Genomic DNA, 14626 nt, shown 5'->3' with positions numbered 1-14626 from the left:
TCAGTCGATCGTCAGCACGACCTTGCCGAAGCGGTCCGGGCTCACCAGCCGTTTTTGAGCCCGGACCAGGTCGGCCAAGGGGAACACCGAGTCGACCACGGGGCGCACCTTCCCCGCGGCGAGCCAGGCGAGGACGTCGGGGACTTCGCGGAGGTCCCCGGCGTGGGCCCCGCGGAAGTCGATTTCGTGGCGGTAGAGGCTGTACAGGTCGATGCCGGCGTGCGGTCCGGAGTGCGAGCCCATGCCGATCAGCCGGCCACCGGGGCGCAGCGCCCGGATGGACTCCTGGATCGTCGCGCCGCCCGCCGAATTGTGGACGAGGTCGACGCCCCGCCCGTCCGTCAGCGAGCGGACCGCCGCGCCGAATCCAGGCTCCTTTCGGTAGTTCACGACTTCGTCGGCGCCGATTCCCCGGAGCAGGTCCTGCTTGTCGTCGGTGCCGGTGGTGGCGATGACCCGCGCGCCGAGAGCGCCGGCCAGTTGGACTGCGGCTGTGCCCACGCCGCTGCCGGCGCCGACGACCAGCGCGGTCTCGCCGGACTGCAGGCCGCCGCGCGTCACCAGCATGTGCCAGGCCGTCAGGTACGCGAGCAGGCTCGCCGCCAGCTCGACGTAGGTCAGGGACTCCGGCGCCGGGACGGCGTTGCGGGCCGGGACAGCGAGGTATTCGGCGTACGTGCCGTCGGTGTGCTCACCGAGGAACTTCAGCTCGCGGCAGCGACTGTCTACATCGGATCGGCAGGCGTCGCACGCGCCGCAGCCCAGCATGGGCAGCAGGACCACGCGTTGCCCCACCTCGACGTTCGTGACCGCGCTGCCGACCGCCGCGACGTCTCCGGCACCTTCGACACCGAGGATGATCGGGAACGGCGGTTGTTCGGCGAACCGCCCGTCCCGGACGAGCACGTCGGCGCGGTTGAGCCCGGCGGCCCGGATGTGGACCAGGACCTCCCCCTCACCGATCGGAGGACGGGGCACGTCGTCGATCTCGACGACGCCGGCTTGCCGGACGATCGCGGCCTTCATCGTGATTTCCTTTCTCCAGTAAGCGTTTCGACCTGGCCGGTCGCGGTGATCCGGCCACTGTGGTCACGAACGGAAACCCCGCCGCTGGTGGCGCGCACCACCAAGCCTTGGTGGTCGAACAGCGGCGCGACGACGCGATAGTCGATCGCGGTGGCCGTCGCCCCGGTTCCGCGGACGGCTTCCGCCATGGCCAGCGCCTGCAGCGGGCCGTGGACGACCAGCCCCGGATAGCCCTCGACCTCTCGGGCGTAGTCGCGGTCGTAGTGGATGCGGTGGGCGTTGTAGGTCAACGCCGAGAAGCGGAACAGGACGGTCGGGTCGACCGGGAACACTCGCTCGTCCGCTTCCACTGGCACTGGAGTGGCGGCCGTCGCCGGGGCGGGCGCGGCCGCGGCGTCGCGGTAGACGATGTCCTGCTCCTCGACGACCTTCACCTCGCCGTCCTGGCTGATGGTGTGCCGGACGACGACGAAGGTCAGCGGGCCCGAACGGCCCGCCTTGTCCGTCGTCGACATGACTTCGGTGCGCCGGGTCGCGGCCCGGCCGACGACCAGTGGCCCGGTCCGGGTGACCCGGCCGCCGGCCGCCATGCGCCGGCGTCCGGGCGCGGGAGGAGCCGGGACCACGCCGCGCACGGGATGACCGTCCGGCCCGAGGTCGGCCTGGTGCGGCCGATCGAGCAGGTAGACCCAATGCCACAGCAGGGGCAGCCCGGCGTCCTCCAGGTCCGGCGGATCGACGCTGAGCAGGCGGGCCAGCGCCACAGCCGGCTCCGGTTGCAGCACTTCGGTGCGCTCGGTCACGGGATGACCTCCTCGCGCCGAAACCCGAATTCGGCTCGGAGGGCGTCGTTGTGCTCGCCGAGCCTGGGCACCGGGCCCAGCACCGGCTCCACTCCGTCGATGTCGACCGGCGGCAGCAACGCCCGGACGACACCACCAGGGGCCTGGATCTGCTGCCAGCGATCACGCCCGGCGAGCTGCGGATGGTCGAGGAGCTCACCCGGCCGCCGCAGGCGGGCGCACGCGATCCCGGCCGCGCCGAGCAGTTCGACGACCTGGTCGGCGTCGAACGCGGCGAACGCCGACTCGATCAGCGGCCCGATCAGGTGGTCGTGGGCGACGCGTTCCGGATTGTGGACGAACCGCGGGTCGTCGGCCAGGTCCTGGCGCCGGAGCACCTCCCGGCACAGCCGAACCCATTCGCGGTCGCTTTGGACGGCCAGGAAAACCTGGTTGCCGTCGCCGGCCCGGTAAGGCCCGTAGGGGGCGATCGACGCGTGCTTCGCCCCGGTCCTCCGAGTCTCCGAACCTCCGTAGACCGCGTGGTACGCCGGTTGGATCATCCACTCCCCCAGCGCGTCGAGCATGGCGACCTCGACGGTCGCGCCGGCACCCGTGGCGGCTCGCCGCAGCAGCGCGGTGAGGATGCCCGAGTAGGCGTACATGCCCGTCGCGATGTCCGCGATGGAAATCCCGGCCTTGCTCGGTTGTTCCGGCGTGCCGGTGGCGGCGACGAGCCCGGCCTCGCACTGGATCAGCAGGTCGTAGGCCTTTTTCGCCTGGTACGGGCCGCCGGGGCCGTAACCCGAGATCGAGCAGTGGACGAGGCCGGGGGTGGCGGCCCGCAGGGTCGCGGCGTCGAGGCCGAGGCGGCCCACCGCGCCCGGGGCGAGGTTCTGGACCACCACGTCGGCGGCCGCGACCATCGCGTCGAGCACCCGGCGGTCGGCCGGGTCCTTGATGTCCAGCTCGATCGACTCCTTGCCGCGGTTGAGCCAGACGAAGTAGCTGGAGTCGCCGTGGACCGTCCGGTCGTAGCCGCGGGCGAAGTCCCCGGCGCCAGGGCGTTCGACCTTGATGACGCGGGCGCCGAGGTCGGCGAGCTGCCGGGTCGCGAAGGGCGCGGCGACCGCTTGTTCCAGCGCGACGACAGTCGTGCCTTCGAGAGGGAGCATGGAAAGCCTTTCGTAGCCGGGTGCTTCAGGGCCGGAGGATCGCGTGGGCCCGGTCGAGCACCGGTTTGTCGATCATTCGCCCGTCGGGACCGGTGACCGCGCCTGCCGATCCCTCGGCCGCCCGAAGCACGGCACGGGCCCACGCGATTTCGTCCGCGCCGGGGGCCAGACCTCGGGCCGCGGGCTCGATCTGGGCCGGGTGGATGCAGAGCTTGCCGCGGAAGCCGAGGCTCCGGGCGTAGCGAGCCGCCGCGGTCACGGCGTCGGCGTCGTCGATGACCGTCGTGACGCTGTCGATCGGCGCCGGCAAGCCGGCCACCCGGGAGGCGAGCACGATCGTGCTTCGCGCGAACAGCATCGCTTCGGCGGTGTCGTCGGCCCCGAGGTCGGCGGCCAGGTCGAGCGCACCGAACGCCAGCCGGGTCACCCCGGGCGCGGTGGCGACGTCGTGCACGCGGTGCAGCCCGGCCGCGGTCTCGATCAGCGCGACCACCACGGCGTCCGGTCCCAGCCGCGCCGCCAACGCGGCCAAGGTCGCCGGGTCCTCGGCCTTGGGCACGAGCACGCCGAGCAGCCCGCTCGCGCCGGCGACGGCGTCGACGTCCGCGTCGAACCAAGGGGTGCCGGAGGCGTTGACGCGGACCCAGGCCTGGCCGCCTTCGGACAGCCGGCGGAGCGTTTCGGCTCGGGCGGTGTCCTTGTCCTCGGGGCGCACCGCGTCTTCGAGGTCGATGACGACGGCGTCGGCGCCCGCGGCCGCCGCCTTGGCGAAGCGCCCGGGGACGTTGCCGGGCACGAAGAGCCAGGTGGCCTCGGGCCTCATCGGACCGGGTTCCGCTTGACGAGCTGACGCGCGATGACGGTCCGCTGGATCTCGTTGGTGCCCTCGCCGACGATCATCAGCGGCGCGTCCCGGAAGTACCGCTCGACGTCGAACTCCGTCGAGTAGCCGTAGCCACCGTGGATCCGCACCGCGTCGAGCGCGATCTTCATGGCCGTCTCGGAAGCGAACAGCTTCGCCATCCCCGCTTCCATGTCCGCGCGTTCCCCGGAGTCGTAGCGCCGGGCGGCGTACTGGACGAGCTGCCGGGCCGCGGTCAGCCCGGTCGCCATGTCGGCCAGGTGGTTGCCGATCGATTGGTGCTGCCAGATCGGCTGCCCGAAGCTTTCGCGCTCCTGGCTGTACCGAACCGAGCGGGCGAGCGCGGCGGCGCCGACCCCGAGGGCCCGCGCCGCCACCTGGATGCGGCCGATCTCCAGCCCCCGCATCATCTGCGCGAACCCCTCGCCTTCGACCGTGCCCAGCAGCGAATCGCGCGGCACGCGGAAGTCGGTGAAGGACAGCTCGCAGCTCTCGACGCCCTTGTAGCCCAGTTTCGGCAGGTCGCGGGACACCTCGAAGCCGGGTCCCTTTTCGACCAGCAGGATGCTGATGCCGCGGTGCTTCGGCTCGGCGGTCCGGTCGGTGCGGCACAGCAACGCGACCAGCTGGGCGCGGCGTGCGTTGGTGATCCAGGTCTTGGACCCGTTGATGACGTAGCTGTCTCCGTCCTTTCGCGCCACGGTCCGGATGGCCTGCAGGTCGGATCCGCCGCCGGGTTCGGTGAGCGCCATGGTCGCCCGGATCTCGCCGGTGGCCAGCCTCGGCAGGTAATGGTCCTTCTGCTCCGGGGTTCCGTAGTGGAGAAGGAGCTTGGCGACGACGCTGTGCCCACCCATGGCGCCGGCGAGGCTCATCCACCCGCGGGCGAGCTCCTCGGTCACCGCGGCGTAGCACGGCGTGGACACTCCGGCGTCGTTCCACGGTTCCGGAACGGCCAGCCCGAAGATGCCCACGCGCTTCATCTGCTCGATCAGGGCTTCGGGATAGGTGTCGGCGTGCTCCAGTTCTCGCACCACGGGCTCGACCTCGCGGTCGACCCACTCGCGGACGACGTCGACGATCGCGGTCTCGTCTGCGCTGAGTTCGTACATGGCTGTCATCCTGACTCGTTATGACGAGTCGAGAGAAATGCTGATTCGTGATATCCCTAGACGTGTCCGGCATACCGGCAGGAGGACGGGTGGAACTCAAGCAGCTCTTGGCCTTGGTGACCGTCGGCGACACCGGGAGCGTCACCAAGGCCGCACGCGTGCTCCACGTCGTGCAACCCGCCGTCAGCCGGTACATCCGCGCTCTGGAGGACGAGGTCGGTGTCCCGCTCTTCGAGCGCAGCCGTCAGGGGATGACCCTCACCCCGGCGGGCGAAGTCCTCGCCGAGCGCGCGAGACGCGCGCTGCTCGAACTGGACCGGGCTCGCGCCGAGATCCGCCCGGACCGCGAGCACGTACGAGGGATCGTGACGATCGGGCTGCTGGAAAGCACCGTCGAACTCGTGGCCGCGCCGTTGGTGGAGGTGCTGGGGCGTCGTCACCCGGGCATCGAAGTGCGGATCCTGAGCGCGTTTTCCGGTCACCTGCGGCAGTGGCTCGACGACGGTGAGGTGGACATGAGCCTGCTGTACAACGTGAACTCGACGCCGTCGATCGCCGTCACCCCGTTGCTGCGCGAGGCGTTGTGGGCGATCGCTCCGCCCGACGCCGAACTCCGCCGTCAGGCGATCACCTGGGCGCAGGTGTGCGAGAACCGGCTCATCCTGCCGGTCGCGGGCCACGGCCTGCGCACCCTCGTGGACGAAGCGCTCAGCACGGCGCCCACGATCGTGTGCCAGACCAACTCGATGCCGGTGCAGAAGAGACTGGTGGCCGCCGGCACCGGCTGGAGTGTCCTTCCCGCGGCGGGCGTCGCCGAAGACGTGGCAGCCGGGCGGCTGCGGGGCGGCCCGATCGTCGATCCCGCGATCTCCCGCACGATCGTCCTGGCATTGCCGCGAGCCGGCCGCGTCCCGCCCGCTGCCGAGGTCGCCGCCACCGAGATCGTCCGGGTGACCCACCGCCTGGTCGAGGACGGCACCTGGCCGACCGCCAGCGTGGCTCAGGCCGGGTAACCACACACCGGCCACTGCCGTCAACGGTCGCGACGACCTGGTCGCGGCCGACGCACGCTCGATGCCGTCGGCCGCGACCACCCTTCAGCCCGCCGGACACAGGAAAGGCTCAGCCGCGTCCGCGGAGCCGGACGTGAAATGCCGCGCTACACCGGGATCTGCGTCGTGCGTGCGGAGGGCGGCCGGTGGAGTAGACCTGGGTGCCGCTTGGCGCCGCGAACTGCGTCACCGACGATGAGACCTTGGTCAAACTCCGCGTGCTGCTCTGCAGTGGCGCCAGACCTGTCCCTGACCGTTCGTGCTGTGCTGACATCCGAGGTCGCTTGGGTCATCAGGTGCTGGGGCCACCCTCCGTTTCCGGGTGACCGACTCGGTGGAGGTCATGCGGGAGCTGACCGATCCGCGGCACGGCCTCCACGACCATGCGGCCGCGATGCGGATACTGGAGACCGTGGCGTGGTCGGACGATGCCGACGACTCCGGCGGGCCACGACGTCACCGCGCGCTTCCAGGCCGCCGTCCGCTCCTTGCAAGAGCGAATAGACCGTGCCCGCCCTGTCCTGCACCCCGCAGGCGTTCGCCGCTGAGAAGGCACGCGCTGTGTGCGAAAACCCCCACTACGACGTCGCCCATCATCGGGTACGGGCCCACCGGCGTCACCGCCACCAACCTCCTCGGCGCGCAGGGCCTGAAGGTGATCGTCGTCGAACGCGACGCCGCGGTCCACGCCCGCGCCACCTACACCGACGAGGAGGTTCTGCACATCCGGCAACAGGTCGGCTTGGCCGAAGAATTGCAGTGCGACATACCGGCCGGCTTGCCGATCGACTTCGTCGACCACCGCGGCCCGTCCTTCCTGTCCCCTCCTTCGACCCGCCAGCCACGGCTACCCACCCCAGCTATTCCTCTACGAGGCCGCCATGGAAGAGACCCTCGTCAGGGCGTCGCACGGTTCCCGAACGCTGAGCTGCTCCGGGCCCACGAATGCCTGCGCGTGCGCGCCTCGTGGGTCATCGCCGCGGACGGCTGCGCGGACGCCAGCCGGACTCGCACTGGGTGAACGGCCGCCCCGCTACCGCTGCCGCCACGGCCACACCAGCGCCCGCAACCGCCCATCAGAGCTCGCCAAGACCGTCTACGTCCGCAAAGACCACCGACTCGACGATCTCCGCGTGCAATTCGCCGAGATCGCAAGTGACGATGGGCCGCGATCGCGGCCTACCTGAGATCGAAGGACGTGGCGATCATGTATAGCGGCCCGACAAGAGAAGTCAAAGCATGCAGCCCACAATGCGCACCTGCCTCGATAGACGAGGCCGTCGGCGACCAGCTCCTGCTACTACTCTGACCTGGTCGCGACGCGCGACTCCATGGGGTAATTGAGTGTCCGAGGACGATCTTGCTCGATAGCAACAACGCTTACGCTCTAAGAGATTGCGCGGCTAAGCGACTAAGCGATCGATTCAGATGGAGCTGGAGAGTCGGCTTTGGTTGCAGTGCTGGATGTTCGAGCATTATTTGGTGCACTCGGATCGCCGCGGTCAACGTCGGATACGAGTCGGTGAGTCCAAGCTCGAGCAGCTGTCGAACAAGGTCGAGGCCTACAAGAGCGGGTCGTCGGCCAGCTGCAACCGGCAGTACTCGAGGAACGGCTCGATCAGCGTCGGCTGCAACCGGCGCCGCTTGCGCGGCTCGCGGGAACGGACACACCCGGGGAGTTGCTCCAGAAACTCTGAGGCCAATTACTTAGCGCGAACAGCGTCACCTGACGGCTACCCAGCCCGTAGTGGTGCCGGCACCGGTCTCCTTGACGTGCCGCAGGGTCCCGGCGACGCCGTCCGTCTGGTGGAACTCGTCTCCGACGGTTCCCGTGACCTTGTTCTCAGGCGTGCCCGCGCCCTCATAGGTGACGCGTTTGCCGCTCGTCGCGACGACGATCGCTTCGAGCCCAGGGCAATGACCGAAGGCGCCCGCGTACGCAACGTCCGAAGGCAGCCACGTGTTGCCGTGACAGATGGGCTGGGCCGTGAAACCCGGGGCGCCGCACCGCCCCTGAACTCGGCGCCGATCACCATTCCGGTCCCTCCGTTGCCCCGGACATCCACCGGGCCGACCTGCGACTCCCTCGAGTTGATGAACACACCCTGGGCCAGGGTGCCTCCGCCCGCGTCGCCGACGACGTCGTTGTCAGTGATCCTGACGTTGCTCAGCGGAACTCCGGGGACCGTCGTGGTGCCGAAGAACCCGCGGTGTTCGCCCGCGGCCGCGCCGTAGTAGCGAAGGGTATTCGCGGTGGCGACGACGTTCCTGGCCGAGGCGATCTGGACGATGTCCGCCTCGGTGTACTGGTGGAGGCAGTTCCCGGTGATGAGAACTCCGTCGTTGCCCGCGCCCGCGTCGGTGCCGGCGAGCAGGACGTTGCCGGCCGCCGCCCCGCGGGGTCGGGTGAAGGTGTTCCCCGCGATGTGGACGTCAGTGCTCAGCATGATCTGCAGAGTGGGGGTGCGGCTCTTCGGCCCGGTTGTCCGGCTGACGACGAAGTTGCCGATGACCTTGATGCCACGGCAGTTCCTGATCTGCACCGACCCGCCGATCACCTTGTTGAAGCAGAAGCTGGTGTCTTCCATGCCGGGTGAACGCAGGCCCACGAGAGAGACGGCGAAGCCGGCCCCGGCGGACGGGTTGTGGACGATCGTGTTGTGCGAGATGTCCCACCTCGTCGGCGAAGGGTCAGGAGTGTCGGACGGCGGCCCGAGGGCGCTCGGTTCGAAGTCCACGGCGCTGTCGGTGACGCTTTCGATGTAGCAGTGGGTCACACTGCAGTCGATGGTCCCCCGTTGCCCGCTGACCGGTGCCCGCTTGACGTTGAGGAATCGGCAGTTCCTGGCGTGGCTGCGGCGAACGAACAGGCCGGGTGTGTTGCCGATGGTGCGGAACCCGTCGCCGCAGCAGTTCCGGAACCAGACGTTCTCGAAGTAGACGTCGGAAGTGTCGGTCTTCTGCGAGGTGACCTCGGTCAGGTGGATGTGCTCGGCGAACCCGGTCTCGCCGGACCAGTTGCCGTCCAGCGTCAGGTCGCGGAAGACGACCTCCGACGCGTCGCGGGGGCGGATCAGGCGCCAGCCCTTTTCGAACGTCTTCGTCATCTTGAGGACCGAGGCGTCCGGGCCCTCTCCGATGATCGTGAGTCCGTGAACGTCGGACAGGTCCAGTCCGACGCCGATGCCCTCCGAGACGGTCCGCGAGATCAGGTAACTCCCGCATGGAACGAACAACCGGTTGATTCCCTGCGCTTTGCAGGCATCGATCGCGGCTTGGAGATACGGGCGGTCGTCCGTGACCCCGTCCCCTTTCGCACCGAAGTCGGCCACGCTTGCGCACTTTCCTGTCATCTTGTCCTCCTGAACAGCGAATGCCTAACTGGTATTGAACTTCCGAGTTGCCGAGTGCGTGCGACGTCACCCGAGGGCGGGTACGTATGCCCACGTCACACTGGGTGAGACGTCGCCCCTGAAGCGCAGGGGATCGGACGGAATACCGCTACGAGGAGACCGAGGCTTGAGGGCTGGCTTGCGGGATCCCGGTTCGGGTTTTCGTGGCCGGCGATCAGCAGGACAGTTCGGCGGTTCGGGGTGCCCGCGCCTTGGCCGGGATCGTCACGCGGAATCGGAGCACGTTGTTCGTCTCACTGCGTTCCGCGATCTTGTGGCCGGGGTCGATGGTGACCGTGACCGAGTGCCCGCGGCCGTAGTCGAGTGCGCTCAACGGCAGCGCGGCGACCGTCGAGCCGGTCGAACTCCGGCTCACCGCGGTGTTCACCGTGACCGTCGCGCCGGGGACGCTGGTCACCTGGACAGGAACGAGGCCCGGCAGCTGCTCGGGAGTGGCGCCGGTCAGCGAAACGTGGAAGAAGACCTGGAGCTCATCGCGGCCGTCGGCCGTCCCGCCCGGCTGCAGGATGCAGCTCAGTCCCTGCGACGACACGCCGAGGTCGAGAAGGGGCGGGGGCTGCGTACCGCTCAGCTCGACCTTCGTCTCGTGGTCCTGGTCGCCGCGGATCACCACCTGCGCGGTCTGCGTGCTGGTTGCGCCGGCGGGCTTGAACGTCACCTTGAAACTGCAGTCCTCACCGGGTTCGAGCGTCTTCCCGACGCATTCATCGGTGCGGGTGAACTTCGCCTTCCCCGGGCCGTCGATATCCACGGTGTCGACGTGAGCCGGTGCCGTGCCGGTGCTCTTGATCGTGACTTTGCTGTCACAGACCGGCCGGCAGTTCAGCTTCGCAGGCATGGCCTCAAGCAGGCCAACCTTGGCAGGTGGCGTGCTTGTCTGCGTCGTCTCGGTCGACCTGCCCGCGATCTCCTCGACCAGCTCGATCGGCGGAGGCACGATCTTGCTGTTGGTCGCGGCTCCCACACCGACCGAACCCGAGTAGGTGACCATCGCCGCGACCACCGTGATCAGCACGGCGAAACCGGCCCGGACCGGACGCCACCGGCCGACCGTGCTGACGAACGGCGGGATCGCCGCGCCGAGACAGAGCCCCACCAGCCTGACCGCACCCGGTCCGGTGGACAGGCTGCCCGCCACCGTCCCGCACACCGCCCCGATGATCGCCAGCCCGAGACCGACCGACGAGTTCACCGCTTCTTTTGTTGCCATCGCACTCTCCTCTCTCCGAATCGGTGATCACGCCGTTCTCGTCGATCGCGACGGAAATCGGAGCAGACTACGGCGCTCTCGTCCTGGCTCAAGGTGAGGACGAGCAGCGCAGCGCCGGTCAGCGCCGGCTACGGATCCCTGACGTTGCTTTCCGTCACGGCTTGTCGCCTTATTCTGCTTTCAGAAGAAGAGATATAGTCCGCGCTGGACCCCTAGCCAAAGGTGCGGGGAATTGCTCAGCCTGGAGAAGTTTCGCGCGTGCATCGGCGCACCGGCCACCAACGACTCCCGATACCACACGGTCAGGTCTGCGCGCTGGAGGTTCCAGTTATCGTCGTCACCCTTCGGCGCGAGCCGGAGAAATTTTGGGCATAGCGCGACATCTTCGAAATCCGTCTGCCACGGCGCGGCCGGGTTGTTGTGCTCTGCCAAGGCGACGTTCGCGCCCTGGCCGAAGACGAACACGTGCGGCTCGGGGGCTGGTTGGAAATCGTGGCCGTTCCCGGATGACTTCACCGCGTACTCCCGGCCGGCAAGGCCCAGGTATACCCGGCCGTCGGTGCCGGCCCCCGGAGTCTGTGCGGTCCACAGCTTCAGTTCGATCTTCGTGATCGGTTTGCTCATTCTTTGCCTCCGTCTGTGATTCGCTCGGTAAGCGGCTTGTCTTCAACGATGCAGCGAGCGCCCGCGGCGCGGAGGAAGTTCTCGACCTTCCCGTGCTTGGCCCTGATCCAGGTGAGGAGTTCGCGGCGTGGAGCCTGGCCGGATTGGGTGGTGCATTCGGGCGACGATGGCAGGCCCTCCCGGTTCGGTGACGACTGCCGATCACGGACCGCCGGAATGGCGGGATCGCTGTCGCTCTTCGATGCGAGAACCGTATGTCCCCGGGGCCCGTCGACACATGACCGGAAATGGTGGAATTCGATGGTGCATCGCATGGTCAGATCTGACCATGACACCGTGTGCACCAGATCGGCTACCCACAGCGATTAGCTGGGCAAACCCCCGATAGCTCGCCGAAAACTACCACGCGGCGACCGGGTGATTTGTTTTCCGCGCTTCTTCGCAGCGCGTAACATTCAGTGGATGGTCAGCTGGGCTCGCCCACCGCTGCCGCCGGGCTGGAGGGGAGCGGCTCGCCCGGCTTTCGTCGGTCGTGCCCGGGAACTGTCCGTGTTCGAAGACGTCTGGGCGGCGGCCACCGCCGGTTCTCGCCAGGTGGTGTTCGTGGGCGGCGAGCCCGGGGCCGGCAAGTCCCGTCTGCTCGTCGAGGTCGCCACGACGCTCTACCAGCACGGAGCCACCGTGCTGGCCGGCACTTGCATCGCCGACCTGGGGCTGCCGTACCAGCCGTTCACGGAGCCGATCGAAGCCATCCTGTCCGCCTTGGCGAGTCAGGAGGTGCCCGGTGGCGCCGGGGAACTCCAGCTGGCCGAACGCCTGATGGCGCTGACGGGAAGAGGTGATCGAAGCGTCACCAAGCAGCCGGAGCACCACCGTGAGCTCTACGACGCCGCACTGGACGCATTTCGCGCGGTGGCCGCGGCAGGACCGCTCGTGCTGACCCTCGATGACCTGCACTGGGCCGGGGAGCCCGCCCTGCAACTGGTCGCCTACTTGGTGGAACGCACGGCTGACTGCCCGATCCTGCTGCTCGCCACGCATCGCACGACGGACACCGACCGGGCCCCGTCGTTCGCCAAGACCATCACGCCGCTCTACCGTCTCAGCGGCGTCCGTCGGCTCGACCTCGCGCCGCTGACCGTCGACGACATCGCAAACTACCTGGTCCGCGAAGCCGACGTGCCGACGCGCCAGGCACGGCAGCTCGCCGTGGTGCTGCGCGAACAAACGGGCGGAAATCCGTTCTTCCTGCGCGAACTGTGGCGTGATTTGACCACGAGGAGCGGCTCAGCGGCGGTCGATCCGGCGAACCTGGTGGCGCCGGAGTCGGTTCGGGACACGTTCCGGATCCGGCTGGACCGGCTGGCGGTGGACGCCCGCCGGGTACTCGAGGTGGCCGCGGTGCTCGGTGACACGTTCGAGACAGCGATTCTGCTGGCCGCGAACGAATCGGGTGCGGACGTCGTGCTGACCGCGCTCGACGACGCGGTCGCGCTCGGTGTGATCGAACACGAGGGGGGTGCCGCCGAAGCTTTCCGGTTCCCGCATTCGCTCGCCCGGCAGGCTGTACTCGACCTGACCTCGCCGTCACGCCGGATGCTTGCTCATGCCCGGATGGCCGATGTCATCGAACGCCGGTTCCCCGCGGCCGACCGTCGGGTGCAGCGGCTCGCCCACCACTACGCCGCCGCTCAGGCACTGGGACTCGCGGAGAAAGCCGTCCACTACCTGAGCGCGGCAGCTCGGCAGGCCGACCGGATGCTCGCGCACGCGGATGCGGCCGGCTTGTTCGACCGCGCCGCGACTCTGTCCGCTGACGCCACCGAAAGAGACGACCTCCGGCTGGCGGCCGCGCGCAGTTACTTCCTCGGGGCGGACTTCGCGCGGGCCCGCGAGCTCGACGAGCACGTGAGTACCACCGGCGAGCCTGGCGCGAGGGTGCGCGCCGCGATTGGCTACGAGAGTGCCGCTTTCCGGGACGGCCGCCCCGGGCACCGGGCGGTCGAGTTGCTCACCGCCGGACTGCGTTCGATGAAACACGACCCGACCGACGCAGCCTACGTCCGCGCTCTCGCCAGCTTCGGCCGGGCGCTGTCGTATTCCGGTCGCCTCGACGAAGCCGACTCGGTGCTCGACGAGGCGGTTGCGCTCGCCCGTGCCCTCGACGACGACGGCCTCCTTGCGGCCGTGCTCCAGGCGAATGTCACGGCGATCCGCGTACCGTCGCTCCAGCGCCGTGTCACGTTCGACCGCGCCACTGAACTGTGCGACATCGCCAAGCGAAGCCACAGCGTGTACGACCTCGGACCCGCGGCGCTGTTCCGCGGGCTCGACGCCTACACGTTGGGCGAACCGGGCGCCTTGAGCGCCGCCAAGGCCGACCTCCGTCGTGCAGCGAGCTTGACGGGGCAGGAACATTTCGATTATCTCGCCGAGTGCGTGGATTACGGCCAGCATTTCATCGCCGGCAACTTCGGCTCTGCGGAACGGACCTGCGCATCCCTGCGCGAATTCGGTGTTTCACTCGGAAAGGATACCGAGGGGTCCAACGGCCTGCAGATGTACATGATCCGCCGGGAAACCGGGGCGCTCGAGAAGATCCGGTCGTTGATCACGGGCGACGAAGACCCCGCCGAGCGCTGGCCGCCCGGCCTCCTCGCCCTCTACACCGAATTGGAACTCACCAAGCCGACGGCCCGGTTGCTGCACTGGCTCCTGGACGACGACTTGCCCTCCTACCACGACACTTCGCAGTGGCCCGGCGTCCTGACGTTCATGGTCGAGGCGGCACTGTTCCTGAAGGACGAGGCCACGGCGCGCCGGCTGCGCCCGCTGATGGCCGAGTTCGCGGGAATCAACCTGATCACCGGCGAGTTCAACGCCCTGTTCGGAAGTGCCGACCGGTACCTGGGTTCGATCGACTCACTACTCGGCGTCGGCACGCCGGAGGAGTGCTTCACCTCCGCACTGCAATTGGACATCCGGACCGGAGCGCCAATACACCAGGCACAAACCCTCGCGGCGAGCATCACCCACGAGCGACGACGCGGAGCCCGGACACCGGCACAGGAGGAGATCGAGCGAGCACAGGCACTGGCCGAGCGATTCGGCCTGACCCGCGTCCGGCGGCTGCTCGAATCCCCGGCCGGTTCCCCGCGCCCACCGCTCCCCGACGGGCTGACCGCCCGGGAGATGACCGTACTCGCCCTGGTGGCCGACGGACTGAGCAACCGGCAGATCGCGGATCGGCTGGTGATCAGCGAAAACACCGCGGCCAACCACGTGCGGAGCATCCTGCTGAAGACCGGCTCGGCCAACCGCACCCAGGCGGCGATCTACGCGGCGGCCCGTGGCCTCGTCACATAGCAGG

Annotated in this window: 12 protein-coding genes; 3 read left to right on the top strand and 9 right to left on the bottom strand. The window is 68.7% G+C overall.

Going from position 1 to position 14626, the window contains the following annotated elements; all coding sequences use genetic code 11:
* Genes AA23TX_RS32450 through AA23TX_RS32430 form a run of 5 tightly spaced genes read right to left on the bottom strand, consistent with a single transcriptional unit; the run spans position 1 to position 4957 of the window.
* Positions 1–1026, bottom strand: a complete 1026-nt coding sequence (locus tag AA23TX_RS32450) for an alcohol dehydrogenase catalytic domain-containing protein (protein WP_155546548.1) — start codon at positions 1024–1026, stop codon at positions 1–3.
* Positions 1023–1829, bottom strand: a complete 807-nt coding sequence (locus AA23TX_RS32445) for an HTD2 family dehydratase (protein WP_155546547.1) — start codon at positions 1827–1829, stop codon at positions 1023–1025. The genes AA23TX_RS32450 and AA23TX_RS32445 overlap by 4 nt, the downstream gene beginning before the upstream one ends.
* On the bottom strand, positions 1826–2983 hold the full coding sequence (locus AA23TX_RS32440; RefSeq protein ID WP_155546546.1) for a CaiB/BaiF CoA transferase family protein: 1158 nt from the start codon (positions 2981–2983) through the stop codon (positions 1826–1828). Before AA23TX_RS32440 ends, AA23TX_RS32445 begins: the two co-directional genes overlap by 4 nt.
* A gap of 25 nt (positions 2984–3008) precedes the next feature.
* Complete coding sequence (locus tag AA23TX_RS32435) at positions 3009–3806, bottom strand: HpcH/HpaI aldolase/citrate lyase family protein (RefSeq protein WP_155546545.1); 798 nt, start codon at positions 3804–3806, stop codon at positions 3009–3011.
* A complete protein-coding gene (locus AA23TX_RS32430) occupies positions 3803–4957 on the bottom strand; it encodes an acyl-CoA dehydrogenase family protein (protein ID WP_155546544.1) in 1155 nt (384 codons plus the stop codon). Before AA23TX_RS32430 ends, AA23TX_RS32435 begins: the two co-directional genes overlap by 4 nt.
* An 89-nt stretch (positions 4958–5046) precedes the next feature.
* Here AA23TX_RS32430 and AA23TX_RS32425 point away from each other — a divergent pair, with 89 nt between their 5' ends.
* Entirely contained in the window at positions 5047–5970 is a 924-nt protein-coding gene (locus AA23TX_RS32425; protein WP_155546543.1) for a LysR family transcriptional regulator, read from the top strand.
* 361 nt (positions 5971–6331) lie between these two features.
* Positions 6332–7030 carry an FAD-dependent monooxygenase gene (locus tag AA23TX_RS32420; RefSeq protein ID WP_230862814.1) on the top strand — a complete coding sequence of 233 codons (699 nt, stop codon included), beginning with the start codon at positions 6332–6334 and terminating at the stop codon, positions 7028–7030.
* A 541-nt stretch (positions 7031–7571) separates the two neighbouring features.
* On the opposite strand, the gene AA23TX_RS32415 is transcribed toward AA23TX_RS32420, so the two are convergent.
* The 4 genes from AA23TX_RS32415 to AA23TX_RS32400 form a co-directional block, all read right to left on the bottom strand.
* Positions 7572–7712, bottom strand: coding sequence for a hypothetical protein (locus tag AA23TX_RS32415; RefSeq protein ID WP_155546542.1), 141 nt, complete (start codon positions 7710–7712; stop codon positions 7572–7574).
* A gap of 30 nt (positions 7713–7742) precedes the next feature.
* Entirely contained in the window at positions 7743–9362 is a 1620-nt protein-coding gene (locus AA23TX_RS32410) for a glycosyl hydrolase family 28-related protein (protein WP_155546541.1), read from the bottom strand.
* A 214-nt stretch (positions 9363–9576) separates the two neighbouring features.
* A complete protein-coding gene (locus AA23TX_RS32405) occupies positions 9577–10632 on the bottom strand; it encodes a hypothetical protein (RefSeq protein ID WP_155546540.1) in 1056 nt (351 codons plus the stop codon).
* A gap of 180 nt (positions 10633–10812) precedes the next feature.
* A complete protein-coding gene (locus AA23TX_RS32400; protein WP_155546539.1) occupies positions 10813–11256 on the bottom strand; it encodes a hypothetical protein in 444 nt (147 codons plus the stop codon).
* 462 nt (positions 11257–11718) lie between these two features.
* Between AA23TX_RS32400 and AA23TX_RS32395 the strand changes: the two genes are divergently transcribed.
* Positions 11719–14622, top strand: coding sequence for an ATP-binding protein (locus AA23TX_RS32395; protein ID WP_155546538.1), 2904 nt, complete (start codon positions 11719–11721; stop codon positions 14620–14622).
* Positions 14623–14626: the final 4 nt, after the last annotated feature.

This window comes from Amycolatopsis camponoti (genome assembly GCF_902497555.1).
GTDB lineage: Bacteria > Actinomycetota > Actinomycetes > Mycobacteriales > Pseudonocardiaceae > Amycolatopsis > Amycolatopsis camponoti.
The sequence above is the reverse complement of the archived record's forward strand: the minus strand, read 5'-3'. Positions and strand labels throughout refer to the sequence as shown.

What these genes read in the sequence shown, in the direction of transcription:
- AA23TX_RS32395 (WP_155546538.1), top strand. Translation starts at nt 11,719, where the DNA reads ATGGTCAGCTGGGCTCGCCCACCGCTGCCGCCGGGCTGGAGGGGAGCG.
- AA23TX_RS32440 (WP_155546546.1), bottom strand. Translation starts at nt 2,983, where the DNA reads ATGCTCCCTCTCGAAGGCACGACTGTCGTCGCGCTGGAACAAGCGGTC.
- AA23TX_RS32405 (WP_155546540.1), bottom strand. Translation starts at nt 10,632, where the DNA reads ATGGCAACAAAAGAAGCGGTGAACTCGTCGGTCGGTCTCGGGCTGGCG.
- AA23TX_RS32410 (WP_155546541.1), bottom strand. Translation starts at nt 9,362, where the DNA reads ATGACAGGAAAGTGCGCAAGCGTGGCCGACTTCGGTGCGAAAGGGGAC.
- AA23TX_RS32450 (WP_155546548.1), bottom strand. Translation starts at nt 1,026, where the DNA reads ATGAAGGCCGCGATCGTCCGGCAAGCCGGCGTCGTCGAGATCGACGAC.
- AA23TX_RS32430 (WP_155546544.1), bottom strand. Translation starts at nt 4,957, where the DNA reads ATGTACGAACTCAGCGCAGACGAGACCGCGATCGTCGACGTCGTCCGC.
- AA23TX_RS32435 (WP_155546545.1), bottom strand. Translation starts at nt 3,806, where the DNA reads ATGAGGCCCGAGGCCACCTGGCTCTTCGTGCCCGGCAACGTCCCCGGG.
- AA23TX_RS32400 (WP_155546539.1), bottom strand. Translation starts at nt 11,256, where the DNA reads ATGAGCAAACCGATCACGAAGATCGAACTGAAGCTGTGGACCGCACAG.